The sequence below is a fragment of the Paenibacillus sp. AN1007 genome, from assembly GCF_040702995.1.
Classification (GTDB): domain Bacteria; phylum Bacillota; class Bacilli; order Paenibacillales; family Paenibacillaceae; genus Paenibacillus.
This window is the reverse complement of record NZ_CP159992.1, coordinates 952,298-967,749: the sequence shown is the minus strand read 5'-3', so window position 1 is coordinate 967,749 and position 15,452 is coordinate 952,298. Positions and strand designations below refer to the sequence as shown.

Genomic DNA, 15,452 nt, shown 5'->3' with positions numbered 1-15,452 from the left:
CAGGTTGAAGAGCGGGGTGTTTTTCTAACGATATGAAAAATCAGGATTACAGCAGGTCACGACGAAGGTCTGCAGCCGATTTCGGAGACAGGTGGCCCAGCGGGATATCAAACACCGTCTTCGCCCCTTTATGTCCTTCCTTGCTCAAACGCTGTGCTGCCCGGGCATATGCGACAAGCACGCTCGCAGTGAATTCCGGATTGCTGTCGAGTTTCAGGCCAAATTCAATGATTTGCTTTTGCCCGTTACCTGTAACGCCGCTGCGAATAACAAAGCCTCCATGCGGCATGCCTTCATGGTTGGATTTCAATTCTTCTTCACTAATGAAGGTCACTGTTGTGTCGTAATCTGCAAAATAGTTCGGCATGGATACAATCGTTTCACGGATTTCATCCTGGTTTGCGCCTTCTTCTGCAACCACATAACATTGACGCAGATGTTTCTCGCGTGTAGACAATTCCGGCGTCTCGCCTGAACGAATGCGGTCAATGACTTCTTCTACAGGAACGGTATACTGCACACCGGCTTTAACACCTGGTACACGACGAATCGCATCCGAGTGTCCTTGGCTGACCCCTTTGCCCCAGAATGTGTACTCTTTTCCTTCCGGCAGAATGGATTGGGCGAGCAGCCGATTCATGGAGAACAAACCTGGGTCCCAGCCTGTCGAGATCACACTTACATGTCCGCCCTGCTCAGCCGCTGCGTTCACAGCCTCGTAGAACTCAGGGATTTTTGCATGAGTATCAAAACTATCTACCGTATTAAACAGCTTGGCAATGACAGGTGTCTGTTCTGGCAAATCTGTCGCAGAACCTCCACACAAAATCATGACATCAATTTTGCCTATATACTGCTCAGCCGCAGAGATATGCTCAAAGCGAGCTTCTGTACCTTCAGCCGCCATTTGCTCCGGGTTACGACGTGTAAATACAGCTACCAGCTCCAGATCATCATTCTGGGCGATGGCTTTCTCCACACCTTTACCCAAGTTACCGTAACCTACGATGCCAACTTTAATCATGTTTTAATCCTCTCCCTGTCTGAATCTTTTGTCTATTGGTCTTTCTAAGGATATAACATACCATGTAGCTTGTCCGGTTTCCAGATGCAATTCAAAAATACCCTGCATCGGTACAGCGTTAAAGCCGCGCCATGCAGGGTATGGATAAAAAAACAACAGCATGTATAAAGATTCTGTTTCTCTTCCAAAATTAAAAATCGGCCTGTCTTAACGATGCATCATTTTTAAGACTCTGACCAGCTCAGCGTAAGTTCAATAGTGCCTTCCTTACTTGCCAGTGTCCCGCCAATCAGAGACCAATGCTGTTCCGTATCCGGTTCAGTTCCCTGTATAATGATATTTTTGGCGTCAATTGTTTGTCCGGAGTCGGTTAGTTTTTTGGCTTCAAAATACTCTTTGTACATCTTCGATACCGTCTCCATGTCCTGCTTGGTGGTGAAGATCAGCATTGCCGATTTTTTGCCTTCATCTTCTCTGGAATTCGCTGTCGTAATTGCAGCATCGTCCGGTAACGGGAAATCTTTTGGCAGGTACTCCGGTAGTCCCTCCACCGTGTTCGTATCACCTTGGCCTGATGCAGATTCAGAAGCTGCCGGTGTAGATGAGGCTTCCGTATCCGTACCTGTCGCCGGTTCGCTTGTGCCTTCTGCAGCCGCTGGCTCACCTGTTCCCGATGCTGCCTCGCTATTTACCTTCTCGGACTCGCCCTTTGGCTGGTCAGCAGCCGTGCTGCAGGCACTTAACGCCACCATCATGGCTAATGCGGCGCAGGCCAGCAGATATGTTTTCTTTTTCACCATAAATATCTCTCCTTCAAGTTGTCTTATATGGTCATTTCTTCTATTCATGTTCTTATATCAGAACGATATCTCTGCACGGCGCTTGCACATCCCTCCTTTATTTAGTCGAGTTCCAGTGTCTGCTCCATAACAGGTACAGCATCTACGGTATGTTTAATCCAGAGGACCGATACCGATAACACACTCAAAGACAACAGGCAGCTGACAATAAATATGGACAGGAATCGGGTGATAACTCTGATGTTTTTCATATAACCCTCCTCCTTCGATGTACAGATTGTTCATGTTCTATAGAGACTAATCCTATTCAACAATATGTATGTATGCTTCAATCCTACCCAAGAAATGGCCGAATTGAAACAATCCGGAGTCCAGTCCTTTTCCCCAACCAAAGTCCAGTATTTCTCCTCTACCGCTTTTTGTGTATATCAAAAAAAGACCCCTCCTTTGGAGCAACGGAAATGCCGCACGCCCTTCTTTCCCAATTCAGGTACGAATCATGCTGCAGCAGCTCTCAGGTCATATCATACGCCAAATCCCCAAATGTGGACTACGCCTCTTTCGGACGTAAAAAAACTCGTTTCCGTAAAGGAAGCGAGTTTTCAGATTCATTCTTTATGCAGTATATCTTTGAGCCAGAAGCAGTCCATTAAATTCAACTGCCCAGCACAAGCCCTACCGGACAGTGGTCGCTGCCCAGCACATGACAGTCGATATAGGCATTGGTCACGCTGGGTACGAGCTGATTGGAAACGAGAAAATAATCGATCCGCCAGCCCACGTTCCGCTCTCTGACCTTGGGCATATAGGACCACCAGCTGTAGACATCCGTTTGATCCGGGTGCAGGTGACGGAAGCTATCTGTATATCCTGCCGCAAGCAGGTCCGTCATCTTACCACGCTCTTCGTCTGTAAATCCGGAGTTGCCCATATTAGGCTTCGGATTCTTTAGATCGATCTCCTGGTGAGCCACGTTCAGGTCCCCACAGATGACGACCGGCTTCAACTGCTCCAGCTGCAGCACATAAGACTTGAACCGATCCTCCCACTCCAGACGATAAGGAAGCCGGGTCAAATCCCGTTTAGCGTTAGGCGTGTAGACATTAATCAGATAAAAGGCATCGTACTCCAGTGTAATCATCCGGCCTTCCGGCTCGCTGTCCTCTTCCATACCATAACGGACAGACAGCGGTTTGATGCGGCTGAATACAGCCGTACCTGAATAGCCTTTTTTGATCGCATAATTCCAGTACTGATAGACGTCTTCGCCCAGATCCATCTCGATCTGTCCTGCCTGCAGCTTCGTCTCCTGAAGACAAAAAATATCGGCCTCACTTTGATGATAATAATCCATAAATCCTTTATTCACACACGCTCGAAGTCCGTTCACATTCCAGGACACCAGCTTCATAGTCTCATCTCCTCACATCTCTCCAATATAACATGAGCCCAATCTGGGGAACAAGGCATCATGATTGGGGATGGAGACCGGAAATGGTTTAGTTGTCGCTCTGCAGCTTCGGGAAGATCGCCAGATCAACGTACCTGCCCTTCTCAAATTCATGCTGCCGCAGCAGGCCTTCCTGCTGAAAACCCAGCTTAAGCAGCAAACGAATGGACGCCTCGTTCCCCGGGTCCACCTTCGCTTCAATTTTGTTCAGCTGCATCTGATTGAATCCAAAATCCAGTACAGCTCTGGCAGCCTCTGTCATCACGCCCCTGCCCCAGCAGGACGAAAGCAGATCATATCCAATCTCTGCCCGGTGATGTTCCTCCTCATATCCCAGATATCCGCATGTTCCAATCACTCGATGAGACTCCTTATCTTCAATCATCCACCGCAGACCGGTATGTTCCTTGAAAATCTTCTTATACCAGCTCATCTCATCCAGCGCATCCTGTTCGGATTCGAAGGGCGTGAAGGGCATATATTCTACAACCGTTGCATCCGAGTACAGCGCCAGTAAATCCCGGCTGTCACTGTCTGCTGCTGCACGGAGCACAAATCGCTCTGTTTCCAGTTGTGGAAATGTGTCAAATGTAAATAACTCACTCATACGTATTTCTCCTTAAAGTCAAATTTCTTCTGTGTTTATGTATGTTACAGTCCCTTTGTCATTCTACTACGTTAAATGGATAGAACCAAGTCATCTCATAGAATGATCAGGATAAATATGATGTTTCAAAAAAGGCCATTCCCTACCTGCTGAGAGTGGGAATGGCCACGAGATGTTTGTATCTTATTATAATTTTTCGGATGCATTAAATGATTCGCGTTCATTCAAGATCAATTCGATCTATTGAATTTCATCGCATCACTTTCACAAGTGCCGCTATATCCTGCTCGCCGTAACCAGCTTCTGCAAATTACGGCCTGCTTTTATTTGTTTCTTAACTTCACTAACACTTTAGAGAACAAACTCAACATGGTTTCATCATGGTATGTTTACTCTAATTCACCTTAACCAGATTCCACTGCTGGTTGGCCCCACCGTTATCCTCCCACTGGATGGTGGAAGCACCTGCATTCATCGATCCTTGGTTGATATCGACGGTAAGGCCGCTGTTGCGATTCGCCAATACAACATATCCGCCCACATCAATTGGCAGCCACTGCTGATTATAACCTCCGTTAGCCTGCCACTGAATGAGTGATGCGCCGCCCTGGGTAGAGCCTGAGTTAACATCGAGCATCAGCCCGCTGCCTACGTTACGAATGGTGTAGTATCCACTCCCTGTAGGCTTCAGCTTCCACTGCTGATTGGCTGCTCCGTTATCACTCCATTGAATAATCGTCGCTCCTCCGGCCGATGAAGCACCGTTCACATCCAGTACAAGACCGCTGTTACGGTTAACAAGCTTGTAGATTGCTCCTGCTTCATATCCTGTACTGCCGCTGTATGATGCGCCAGAGATCACATAAGTGGTCACCGAGTTCGCTTTAGCTGTCGTTGTGAACGTTTTGTTTTGAATCGGAATGTTCGTCAGCTGCTGCAGCTTCTCCGTTGACGAAGTACGGTACACCTGCGCAGACGAACCAATGCTTGAGAAACGGCTCAAATCATAGGTTACGGTTGTATCCGTGGATTCTGAGTTGGTCGTGACCAATACTACTTTGCCCGATGCCGCATCATAAGCTGCAAGAGTATTGGCATCACTCATGCCGATAATTTTATACCCTGGGCGGATAAATTTACTGTAGTTCCCCATGACATAATATTTTTGGTTCACCGTGTAGCTGGTCGTTTTTGTATTGTTGAGTACATTCTTAAAAAATCCCCAGCCTTCTGCGCTGTCTACAGCCTGCCAGTACACCCACGCACTCGCACCCATGCTGCGCATATCCTTCAGGATTGTGCGTGACATCGTAAGGCCGCTTGCATCCCCATCTCCGTATTCGGATGCCCACAGTTTTTTACCTGCAGACGCTGCGGTATTGCGCAGAGCTGTCCGGTTACTGCCATTATACGTATGTGTGTTAATCTGGCTGATCGCCGATTGAACGGCACTGCTGTAACTTTTATAGGAAGTATTGGTATCATCCAGGTTATTCTCCTCTGGTGCACTCAGCCTGGTGGTCAGCCCCTTGGCATTCAAAGATGCTTGGACCTGACTTAAAATCGCATTCTGCTCTGCCCGGCCGAAGTGCATGCCCTCCTGATCATTGCCCAGCTTCCACCAATTCGAGATTGGTTCATTCAGTGGGGTCACCGTATCAAACGTAATGCCCCAATGATCCCGGAAATGCTTAACAACCTCCGTCAAATAATCGGCAAAATCATCATAATAATCCGGCTTGAGGTTATTGCCGCCATTCGCTGCACCGGATACACTGCCGCTGATCGTCATCCAGTACGGTGCGGAGTTTGCAAAAGCTTCAATGATGTTGACCCCTTGTGCCTTGGCGGCCTGCAGCATGTATCGCTGGTTCGCATCGGCGGTCCAGTCGTATACGCCCGGAGATGGCTGAAAACCAGGAACCGCTTTGCGATATTCAAGTATGTTGGACGACGGATCATCCCCGCCTCCAATGTTATATCTCAGAATATTCATCCCGATTCCCGTCACTGGATTAAACATTTTCTCTACATATTCGTCCCGATTCGAATACTCGCCAACCACCTTGCCCCACCAAGCCAGCGATGTTCCCCAACCTTCAACGGTCTGATACTGTTTCGATGGATCAGCGGCGGCCGTATAAGCTCCCGCAGCCGACACGTCCGTCGCAGTACCCATGCTGCCCGCCAGCAGTGTTCCGCTCAGCAGCACTGCACTCATTCGTTTCAACCACTTCATATACTCAGCTCCTTATCAATTGATCTCACGGAAAGTCGCATCGGATTTGTCCATTGGGGTAACAATGGGCTGTAATCGCAGCATTTGATCAGAATGCCGCAAGTACAGGTTCGGATTATAAAATAAAGCGTAAGAGGTCCAGCCTGCATCTGCCAGCCCGTTAACACGTTTGAATGTAGCATCATTACGGAATGCAGTACTGCGGTCATTTTTCACCAGCATGATATTACCATTATGGTTGCGCAGAAAATAACCGGGATAATTCATCGCTTCGAACGAGATGCCCTCTTGACTCGCCAGTCCGGGCACGATCCGAAACTGAGCGTCTTCTGCCGGATTCACGCTGTCATCGATACGAGCCTGATAGAAATAGTGACGAATGAAGCTTCCTCGTTCGTTAAACGATTCCAGCTTGCGGATATCCCCAGGCTGTCCTGGCTCCTTCAGCACAGTCATATGCCGAACCATTCCGGACAGGCCCTCGATCTCCTGTTTGCCGCTCCAGCTTAGAAAGTTGTCCGCCGAGTCGCTGTAATAATATTTGTGATCTGCATATCCGTCAAAATAAATTCGCCAGGAACCGTTATCCAGCTGCACCAAGGCGGGTCCCTCCAGTCCTGAACCCCAGCCTGCCCAGTCACCTGTGCCTTTGAACGTATACGGACCTGTCAGGGAATTGGCTGTGGCGTATTCGATGTTTTTGGTCGTTTCGTTCTTAGTAAACGCATGATAGGTTGAATCTGTCTTCACTACAAAGGTATCAATATAATTGGGGGCCAGACCTGCAAGCAGCGCAGGTGCAGACCATGATGTGGATGACAGATTGCTGCCCAGTGCGGTAATAACATGCGGCTTGAAATTCTCGTAATTGCCAGGAGAGAGCGAAACGATGATGTTCACACTGCCGTTCGTGTCCATGAACCATTCCGGTGCCCACGTATGTGCGATCGGGGCTGCGGTAGACAGTGTGATGTTGCGAACAAATGTCCAGTTGATTTTGTCCGGGCTGGAAGCAATGCCAACCGTATGACCTGACCAGTTCGTGGTGTACACCACATAATATAATCCATCGGTATGCTTCATAACGCTGGGATCGCGAATCAGATCAGATCCAGGCGGTGTGTATGCCGGACCTTTCAGCAAACCATAATGTTTCGCATTATAGGACTCATAAATATACATGTTGGATTCGCTTGTGTTCGTAAAGGCTGTCATTGTGTACACACTGGTTGTTGCTTGGACTGAACCGGGAAATGCAGCAGTATACAAAATTAACAATCCCAGCATGAGCAGCGGTACAGCCTTACATCTACCCCATGACTGTACTCTGCCTTTCCTTTTCAGCAGCATCCATTCAGCTCCTTATCCTTCACAAAATGATATCGGACTGTCTTCTGACTGATCGAAGAGTAAGTGGGTTATAACCTGCTTTCAATTAGCCATGCAGCATCTTCCGGTATCTGCTTCCGTCTACTCACATGGAATATCACCCCCTTTATATATGTGAAACAACCATGCTTATTCATTTATGTATACGCTTACAAATAAGACTACTCTCCGCTTCATAAGCGCTGTGAACAAACGATCCTTCATGGTTAGCTTATAAAATAAGCAAAACCCTCATTCTCATATACAACCGGTTTGGTACAAGATTCGCCTGAGGTATCAAGCTCTCTTGTGATTCAGGTATAGATAAGAATGAGGGAGAATCTATTCGAATTCTAATTTCGCTATATTTGACACTGCTGTACTGCTGCTTCTTCTACTGCTGCTCACTCAAAATGCTGCTTATATTGATGCTAATGCTTATACTGCTGCTTACTATTGCTGTTGATATGGGATGGAGTTGGTGCTGCTTCTACTGCTACTTCCAAATTCTAACCTTCTACATCTATTTTCCCACTGTAATCCACGGATATCGTGACATCTCATCCAGCATCAGCCTTACCCGTTCCGGTGTCCTGCCTTCTTCATCGAAAATGAGCAGTTCATTCTCTTCCTGCAGCCAGGCAGTCGGAATTTTGTAATCCTCCTGCGGCCCAATCTGCCAGTATCGGCCGAGGTGATGCCCGTTCACATGGATGGTTCCTTTGCTCATACCCGTGAGGCGAAGCATTAGGTTTACTTTGTGATGTGCGTCTGTGACAGGTTTGGCAAAACGCCAACGGTACCATACCGGCTGACCGTACGAAGCCCCCCGGGAAGTCCGTCCTGACTTAGGTTCAACCGTGATTGAACCTGATTCAGCAGGTGTTTTGCCAACCTCAGTCCCTTTCGTTTGCAATGCACCTGAAGTGAGACGCTGTGCCGTATCATACGATTCCCACCCTGTTGGAAGCAGCTCATCCGTACCTGCCATCCGCCAGTTCTGAAGCTCGCCCGCATTCGCATAAGTGATCAGTTCCAGTCGATTGAGCGGTGCTCGGCTGTACGGCATCTCCAGTGTGTTTAACTCTCCCGGCTTCACATAGCTGGACAGATCCAGTGTCTGAAAGGCAAACCAGTCCTGATAAGCGGGCATCGGAATTTCAATGCCGTTAACACGCAGTCCTTTGCTCAAAGCACCCACCAGTACTGCCCTGTCCATGCCATCCAGCGTAAAGCTTCGGCGGAGCACGGTTCCTGCCTGAATCGTGTTCACTTCATCCAGATGAATAACTTCTGTGTCCATCTGCCAATCCCGGCGAATATCCTGCACTTGACCGCCAAGGTACACCGCTCCTGACACACCTTTATGTTCACCCAAGTAAGGGGAAAAGTTCAGTCTGCCCATCTGCTGTACAAGCAGCTGCAGCGTATTCCGGCCCTGGACGAGACGAATCGGCACTGAAGCCGCGCCAACCTGACGCACGAGCGCCTGCTCGGAACCGTTCACAATAATCCTCGCGGTATCCTGAATTTTCGGCAGAATGAGATTCGTCGTTTCATTCACGGCATGGTCCAAATCACATTCATATAACAGATATCCAAAGTCCTGACCATACTCGGAAAAATCCACAGGCTGCCCGCTCACAGAATGCTGTTCCGCTCTCAGAGTGACGCGTGAGATATCAGGTGAACTTGGCAGTACTGGAGCAGCTGGCGTGCCAAGCGTCATGCAGCCAAGATGTTCTTTCACTTCACCAGATGCCAAATCAGGCTGTTTCTCCGCTTCCCGGGTGATGAACTCACGTCCTGTCCGAGTCTGTTCGCCATCCTGCCAATCGCCCAGCAGCAGGATGGTGCGTTCAGAATCAGAGATCATACCTTTGACCTGCCCTGAAGCCGTAACATCCACATCGTCAAATCCGATCGCATAACGCAGGCTCTGCCGATCAGCCGATTCCACACGCCACGTGCGATTCATCGTGTCACGGTCCAGAATGACAAAGCGAATGGAAGTTCCGTTTGCCTCTACACGTATCACACCCGGCTCCTGAAAGTGGAACAGGTCTAAACGATATGCATTTCTCGCTTCATTCTCTTCAACCAGCACCTGTACCGTGCTGTCCTTCACCACAAGTGCACCCGCCGCAGATCCCTGGTCCGCTCCCAGTTCAAGCTCAATCACCGAACGCTGTCCTCGATCCGCCGTGACAAACAGCGTTAGTTCACCGTTAATCACCTCGTTACCCGTTATCATGGCACCTGCAGTCAGGTATACCCGTTCAGCAATTTGCACACGATCCAGCATTGGAACAATCTGACCCGGATGGATTGAAACCGGCAGCGTCCGTTCTTCATCAAGGGTGATGTACACCGTTTCACGTTCATCTTTATGACTTTCTACAAACCAGATCTTCTCCGGCCCTGCCTGCCTTCCTCGTACGGAAATGCTTCCCGGGTGTCGGACCTGAATCTGATCAGCCGCTATATCCTCGGATTCCATCAACAGAGATCCGAATGCACGCACCAAATAGGACAGGTTTTTCGTCACTGCATATTTGGGTGTCACGCGTCCATATTCGCTCAGCGGAGCATCATAATCATAGGATGTAATCATGAAAATATCGCTGCTTCCCAGCGTTCTTCCGCCATATCCGCCAAAGTTGGTACCGCCATAAAACATGTAATAGCTGATCCCTGTATATCCGGCTCGCAGGATCTCCATAATTCTTCTGTCCAGCAGCGATGCGGTCTTCTGAATTGCCGAAGGCCCTCCCCAATTTTCGAACCATCCCGTCCAGAATTCGGTAACGATCTTCGGTGTACCCGGCTGCTTGGCCCGCAGATTGGCATAATGTCCATCGGCTCCCGACCAGAAGTTCGCCCCCTCAATGGTGCCTTCTGCTCCGCCAACACAGGTGATAAGCGGAACATCTATGCCTCGCTCCAGTATCCCGTCCCTCAGCGTTGTCATGTGGGCACTTGCTGCTTCATCATCCATCAGATATCCATACTCATTTTCAACCTGCACAAGGATCACCGTGCCTCCAGCGGACAGCTGGCGCTTCCGGATAATCGGAATGAGCTGGTCAAAGTACAGCTGCACATAATGCAGATACGTTTCGTTATTCTCTCTAAATTTCACGCCCGGTTTCGTACCCAGCCAGTACGGAAACCCGCCGAAATCCCACTCTGCACAGATAAACGGTCCTGGACGTGCAATCACCCACATGCCCAGCTCTGCACACAGATCAAGAAATGCGCCGCAGTCGTTATCCCCTTCGAAGGACCACTGTCCCTCCTCCGGTTCATGCACGTTCCATGCAAAATAGGTATCAATACAGTTCATACCTGCCAGCTTTGCCTTCATTAGAACATCGCGCCATTCTTCCTTCGGCATGCGAAAATAATGGATGGTTGCACTGTTCAGAAAAATACGTTCACCGTTCAGATAAAAGCTGCGTGCATCATACGTCAATTCATACTGCACTCCCCGCCCGCTGCTGAGCCTGCTGCTCTCTTGTTCCTGTGTCAAAAGGGATGCCTGTTCTGTCAACGTGATCCCCTCCTTCTTATTTTTATGAATAAGTCTTGATCTCTATTGAAATACACGTGTATACAGTGCATTACGATGCCAAAATCACTTCAAGATCACTGTTGTCCTGAGTTATTTACGCTGCTGGTGGCCTGACACCTTCCAGCACAACGGTGGTGATAGAGTTATCCGCGATTGGTACTTCAATTCCGTTCGCGTACACCGGGATATCCTCAAGCTTCTGCATATTGTGATCTGGTGAGGTCTGATACACTTGAGCAGAGGTGGTTTGGGCATAATCCCAGCCGTTCAGGTCAAACGCTTTGCTCTCTGCAGACCGTTCATTCCGAATCACCAGAACAAGTCTCTGCGCCTTGGCATCATAAGCTGCAAGTGTGCTGCCTTCATCTGTTGGAATGATAACCGCGCCAGGACGAATGTATTTGGTGAACTGAGCCATAGCATAATACTGCTTGGTCATCTCGTACTGCTCATCACCGTTAAAATTGGCATGGATGAAGCCCCAGTTGTTCCTCGCGCCTTCATCCTCTACAGCCTGCCAGTATACCCAGGCAGATGGCTGCATGATTTTCAGATCAAACATGATGCGCTCTGCCAGCTCTTGTACCGATGTCATGTCTTCATGATGATGCGGCTCGCTTCCGCCGGTACCGTATTCGGACATCCACAGCTTTTTGCCCAGCTTGTCAGCCAGAGCACGCAGTTCTTCCATTCTGCTGCCGTTGTACGAGTGGGTATTGATCTGCTGCACAGCATCCACCGTATCCTGATCATACAGGCTGAAATTAAACATCGTCTCGTCGATGCTGTTATCATCCGCAGCACTGATTACGGTGCCATCCAGTCCTTTGCTGCGGAGTGAAGCAGCTGTTTTCTTAATCATTGCGGCCTGCTGCTCCGTATTGAAATGACTGCCTTCCTGCATGTTTCCCTTCTTCCACCAGTTGGCAGAAGGTTCGTTCAGCGGATTCAGTGTACGGAACGTAATGCCCCACGTATCCCGGTAATGCTTCACCACTTCGGTCAAATAGTCGGCAAATGCATCGTACTGGTCCTCACGCAGATTGCTGCCGCCATCCTCCGCGCCAGTAACCGAGCCGCTGATCGTCATCCAGTACGGAGGGGAATTGGAGAAAGCCTCTGTAATGTTCACCCCGCGTTTAATCGCACTCTGCAGCACAGAACGCTGTCCTGCGTCCGCTTCCCAGTCCCACACCCCTGGCTTAGGCTGGAAGCCTGGAACATCGCCGCCTGGGCGGAGTTCCTTCATCTCGGGATTTTCGCCACCGCCAATATTGTAACGAACAATGTTAAGTCCCAAGCCTTTCACCGGATCAAATACCAAATCCATAATCTCATCGACCTTCGCCTGATTCTCCCAGCCACCGAGGTCATTAGCCCACCAAGCCAGCGACGTGCCCCAGCCTTCAAAATGATCATACGACTGTTCCAGCTTCAGACGCACCGGATCATCCTGAAATACAAGTGTCTCGAGTGATGGATTCTTGTAATGATGCATAACAATTCCTCCTGCAGCCACCAAGGCAAGAAGCACTGTCCCTGCAAGGACCAAACCTCGTCTGCCTGAGAAACGCTGCTTACGATCTGCCATCGTTTTTCCTTCCTTCATGACCCATTGATCTTCTGAATATTGAAGCTGTAGTTGAAACTGTATTCATATTATTACAATCGATCGTCTCCTACTCGCTCGCATGAATCCTGTATATCTCATGGATATTTCTTATTCATGCGAGAATCAGAAGCAGACCTGTAGAGGAGGAGGAGGATGGGAAAAAATATTTTTGAAACCCATTTCATGAAATCGGTTTCATTAAGTGTAAATATAAAACCCGTTCCACATGATGAAAGGGGTCTCATTTACGCCCTCATTATATTTCACCCTTCCCGGAAATGTCAACGCTTTCTTTTTTAGAAATACAGGCCTACTACCGGGCGGCAGGTCCTGTACTCTGACGGATAATCAGCTTAGGTTCCAATATGTTCTGTTTCTTCGGTTTGCCTTGGTTAATCAGCTCATGGAGCACATCTACAGCCTGCTTACCCAGCTGATACGTATTCTGGGATATCGTTGTCAGTTCAGGGATTACAGCACTCGCCAGCGGTGTATCATCAAAACCGATGATGGATATGTCTTTGGGTATGGACAGTCCATGCTCAAGTGTTGACTTGATCGCTCCAATCGCCGTGTTATCGTTCACACAAATGACGGCTGTAGGCGGATTGTCCTGCTGCAGCAGCTTGGACATTTCCCGTTTACCGTCCTCAATGGAGAAACTGCCGAGCAGCTGACGTTCTTTCGGGATCTCAAGTCCGTATTCACGAAGTTTTTTCTGCACCGCTTTGACCTTGACCATCGTAGTTGATAATTCCTTCAATCCCCCGACAAATGCAATCTCCCGGTGTCCAAGTTCAAGCAGATGTTCGGCTGCCATAGCGGCTCCGGCCCCTTCATCTGTATAGACGCGGTGGAATCCGCCTTTGGCAATGTTGCCGTTAACCAGCACAATGGGCATGTGCCTGCTCATGTCCATCAATTCCTGTGCCATCTGATCTGGACACACCTGAAGATTAATGCGTCCGCCAAGAAAGATAATGCCATCCACCCGTTTCTCCCGCAAAATGGAGAGGTACTCAGACTCGCGGTTATAATCCCCTGCCGTATTGCACAGAAAGAACGTATACCCTAGTCCGCGTGCTTCGTTCTCTGCACCCCAGAACACCTCGGGGAAAAACGGATTGGTAATATCCGGCAGAATAATCGCAATGGTGCCTGTCTCTTTCTTAATCAGACTGCGTGCCTGTGCGTTGGGCTGAAATTGATGTTTCTCGATAATCGACATGATCTTCTCTCGCGTGCTGGCACGAACAGGAGCCGTGTCATTCAGCACCCGGGAGACCGTCGATACAGATACGTTTGCTTCTTTCGCAATATCATATATGGTGATCGGTGTCATAAGGGGGGAACCTTCCTTTTCTCTCTATTTTCCTGCTTATCATACCAGATAAGATATAGCGATGAAATGCATTTCATGTATACCTGTGCGTCTCAGCGCGTGAAAACAAACACCTTGCTGTCGGCATTCACCACTTGTGTGCCGTTGCTCAGCTCAACGAGCGGCGTATCCCAATGGGTATGCCCGCTGAACACCAGTGTCTTCGGCCCGGCCTCCAAGGCCTGCCGGATGAGCGGTTCACCCATAAGCCCAAGCTCGGCGATGCCCGGGCTTTGGTGCAAAAGCAGGCAATCCGGCTGCTGCTTCAGCAGCTTGCGTACGGATTGCAGGTACGGCTCTGCCGGCAGCCGGTTCGGCTTGTCCGGCCGGCCGATGATGCCGCCAAGGCCCGCGATGCGCAGCTGGCTGGTCTTGGCGGCACTCGGCGCTGGGCCACCCGGTGGGGGGCCAGCGCTGATCATGGCAGCCGGGCCATCCATACAGTGGATGCCCTCGCTGCAGTGTAACCGATGAGCGTCTGCATCATCGGTGAGATCGTGGTTGCCGTGGACGCCGGCAACCCAGCCGAAGGCTGCCCTGAAGGCAAGCCAGACGGGAACCGGATTGCCAGTCGCTCCCCTTTTCCCACGCAGGGCATACATGTCTCCACATAACAGCACCCCCGTCTTCCGAGGATCAAGCATAGGCCATTCTATCTCCATCAGCAGGCGAATATAGGCAGGCAGCAGCTCGCCAAGAAGCTTGTCCGCAGCCTCCGCGTCAGATGCCGCACCAGACTTCTTCTCCGTTCCAGGTACAATTCCCTGCAAATCCGAAGTTACAATCAGAGCGTGCATTCCGTCCGGCAGTCCAGCCAGGGTACCATGATAAATCGGAAGCTGTGCCTGAACGACTTCTCCGCCAGGGACCACATTTAAATAAGAAAAATATTCAATGGGTTCATCGTTTAATGTCAGTATTTCCATATCATCTCTCTCCTTCTCCTTTATTTTACCTTCTAATCGACTGCCGTGGTCCATATATTAAATTGTAAGCGAATTCATTGGGAGACAGAGGAGTGTGACGACGTCATGATCATTCAAGTGAGTCCGCAGGCCGAAGCAAAACTTGTTGAACAGCTGGGAGAGCAGCCAGGCTTTTTCAAATTATTTTATGATACTACCGGCTGCAGCAGTGACGGAATTACGGTACTTTTAATTTTAAACGAGCGGGACAGTGATGACGTATCGATTGATGCGGGTTCGCTGCCGTTTGTGATTAATAAGCAGCAGCAGCTTTATTATGATTCCTGTTTACATCTGCAGTCCGATGAGAGCTCCCCTTCGTTTCATCTGAGCAGCGGTTCGATGATCTACGGGAACAGTATAAAGGTTCACGATCTGCGGGAAGCTGCAATGATGACGTCTGAGTGCAGGGAATAATCGATTGTCGTCGAT

At 49.3% G+C, this 15,452-nt stretch carries 12 protein-coding genes; 1 reads left to right on the top strand and 11 read right to left on the bottom strand.

From position 1 onward, the window contains the following. Nucleotides 1-46: 46 nt before the first annotated feature. The 11 genes from ABXS70_RS04350 to ABXS70_RS04300 all read right to left on the bottom strand — a co-directional run bounded on the left by ABXS70_RS04350 (nucleotide 47) and on the right by ABXS70_RS04300 (nucleotide 14,981). On the bottom strand, nucleotides 47-1,024 hold the full coding sequence (locus ABXS70_RS04350; RefSeq protein WP_342552302.1) for a diaminopimelate dehydrogenase: 978 nt from the start codon (nucleotides 1,022-1,024) through the stop codon (nucleotides 47-49). A gap of 224 nt (nucleotides 1,025-1,248) precedes the next feature. Beyond that, the gene (locus tag ABXS70_RS04345; RefSeq protein ID WP_366294127.1) at nucleotides 1,249-1,824 is read right to left on the bottom strand and encodes a hypothetical protein; all 576 of its coding nucleotides are present in this window, start codon (nucleotides 1,822-1,824) and stop codon (nucleotides 1,249-1,251) included. A gap of 101 nt (nucleotides 1,825-1,925) precedes the next feature. Beyond that, complete coding sequence (locus ABXS70_RS04340) at nucleotides 1,926-2,075, bottom strand: hypothetical protein (RefSeq protein WP_366294124.1); 150 nt, start codon at nucleotides 2,073-2,075, stop codon at nucleotides 1,926-1,928. A 404-nt stretch (nucleotides 2,076-2,479) separates the two neighbouring features. Then, on the bottom strand, nucleotides 2,480-3,235 hold the full coding sequence (locus ABXS70_RS04335; RefSeq protein WP_342552305.1) for an exodeoxyribonuclease III: 756 nt from the start codon (nucleotides 3,233-3,235) through the stop codon (nucleotides 2,480-2,482). Nucleotides 3,236-3,323: 88 nt separating this feature from the next. Further along, on the bottom strand, nucleotides 3,324-3,881 hold the full coding sequence (locus tag ABXS70_RS04330; protein WP_366294121.1) for a GNAT family protein: 558 nt from the start codon (nucleotides 3,879-3,881) through the stop codon (nucleotides 3,324-3,326). 394 nt (nucleotides 3,882-4,275) lie between these two features. Then, the gene (locus ABXS70_RS04325; protein WP_366294118.1) at nucleotides 4,276-6,120 is read right to left on the bottom strand and encodes an RICIN domain-containing protein; all 1,845 of its coding nucleotides are present in this window, start codon (nucleotides 6,118-6,120) and stop codon (nucleotides 4,276-4,278) included. Between the two features lie 15 nt (nucleotides 6,121-6,135). Further along, entirely contained in the window at nucleotides 6,136-7,470 is a 1,335-nt protein-coding gene (locus ABXS70_RS04320) for an AbfB domain-containing protein (protein ID WP_366294115.1), read from the bottom strand. Between the two features lie 541 nt (nucleotides 7,471-8,011). After that, nucleotides 8,012-11,041 carry a beta-galactosidase gene (locus ABXS70_RS04315; RefSeq protein WP_366294112.1) on the bottom strand — a complete coding sequence of 1,010 codons (3,030 nt, stop codon included), beginning with the start codon at nucleotides 11,039-11,041 and terminating at the stop codon, nucleotides 8,012-8,014. 115 nt (nucleotides 11,042-11,156) lie between these two features. Next, the gene (locus tag ABXS70_RS04310; RefSeq protein ID WP_366294109.1) at nucleotides 11,157-12,653 is read right to left on the bottom strand and encodes a glycoside hydrolase; all 1,497 of its coding nucleotides are present in this window, start codon (nucleotides 12,651-12,653) and stop codon (nucleotides 11,157-11,159) included. Nucleotides 12,654-12,987: 334 nt separating this feature from the next. Continuing rightward, on the bottom strand, nucleotides 12,988-14,016 hold the full coding sequence (locus ABXS70_RS04305; protein WP_342552311.1) for a LacI family DNA-binding transcriptional regulator: 1,029 nt from the start codon (nucleotides 14,014-14,016) through the stop codon (nucleotides 12,988-12,990). A gap of 92 nt (nucleotides 14,017-14,108) precedes the next feature. After that, nucleotides 14,109-14,981, bottom strand: a complete 873-nt coding sequence (locus tag ABXS70_RS04300; protein WP_342552312.1) for a metallophosphoesterase — start codon at nucleotides 14,979-14,981, stop codon at nucleotides 14,109-14,111. 105 nt (nucleotides 14,982-15,086) lie between these two features. On the opposite strand from ABXS70_RS04300, the gene ABXS70_RS04295 reads away from it, so the two are divergent. Further along, nucleotides 15,087-15,437, top strand: coding sequence for an iron-sulfur cluster biosynthesis family protein (locus ABXS70_RS04295; RefSeq protein ID WP_342552313.1), 351 nt, complete (start codon nucleotides 15,087-15,089; stop codon nucleotides 15,435-15,437). Nucleotides 15,438-15,452: the final 15 nt, after the last annotated feature.

Bases quoted from the DNA above. Each gene is read 5' to 3' on its own strand.
- ABXS70_RS04350 (WP_342552302.1), bottom strand. From the start codon at position 1,024: ATGATTAAAGTTGGCATCGTAGGTTACGGTAACTTGGGTAAAGGTGTG.
- ABXS70_RS04345 (WP_366294127.1), bottom strand. From the start codon at position 1,824: ATGGTGAAAAAGAAAACATATCTGCTGGCCTGCGCCGCATTAGCCATG.
- ABXS70_RS04340 (WP_366294124.1), bottom strand. From the start codon at position 2,075: ATGAAAAACATCAGAGTTATCACCCGATTCCTGTCCATATTTATTGTC.
- ABXS70_RS04335 (WP_342552305.1), bottom strand. From the start codon at position 3,235: ATGAAGCTGGTGTCCTGGAATGTGAACGGACTTCGAGCGTGTGTGAAT.
- ABXS70_RS04330 (WP_366294121.1), bottom strand. From the start codon at position 3,881: ATGAGTGAGTTATTTACATTTGACACATTTCCACAACTGGAAACAGAG.
- ABXS70_RS04325 (WP_366294118.1), bottom strand. From the start codon at position 6,120: ATGAAGTGGTTGAAACGAATGAGTGCAGTGCTGCTGAGCGGAACACTG.
- ABXS70_RS04320 (WP_366294115.1), bottom strand. From the start codon at position 7,470: ATGCTGCTGAAAAGGAAAGGCAGAGTACAGTCATGGGGTAGATGTAAG.
- ABXS70_RS04310 (WP_366294109.1), bottom strand. From the start codon at position 12,653: ATGGCAGATCGTAAGCAGCGTTTCTCAGGCAGACGAGGTTTGGTCCTT.
- ABXS70_RS04305 (WP_342552311.1), bottom strand. From the start codon at position 14,016: ATGACACCGATCACCATATATGATATTGCGAAAGAAGCAAACGTATCT.
- ABXS70_RS04300 (WP_342552312.1), bottom strand. From the start codon at position 14,981: ATGGAAATACTGACATTAAACGATGAACCCATTGAATATTTTTCTTAT.
- ABXS70_RS04295 (WP_342552313.1), top strand. From the start codon at position 15,087: ATGATCATTCAAGTGAGTCCGCAGGCCGAAGCAAAACTTGTTGAACAG.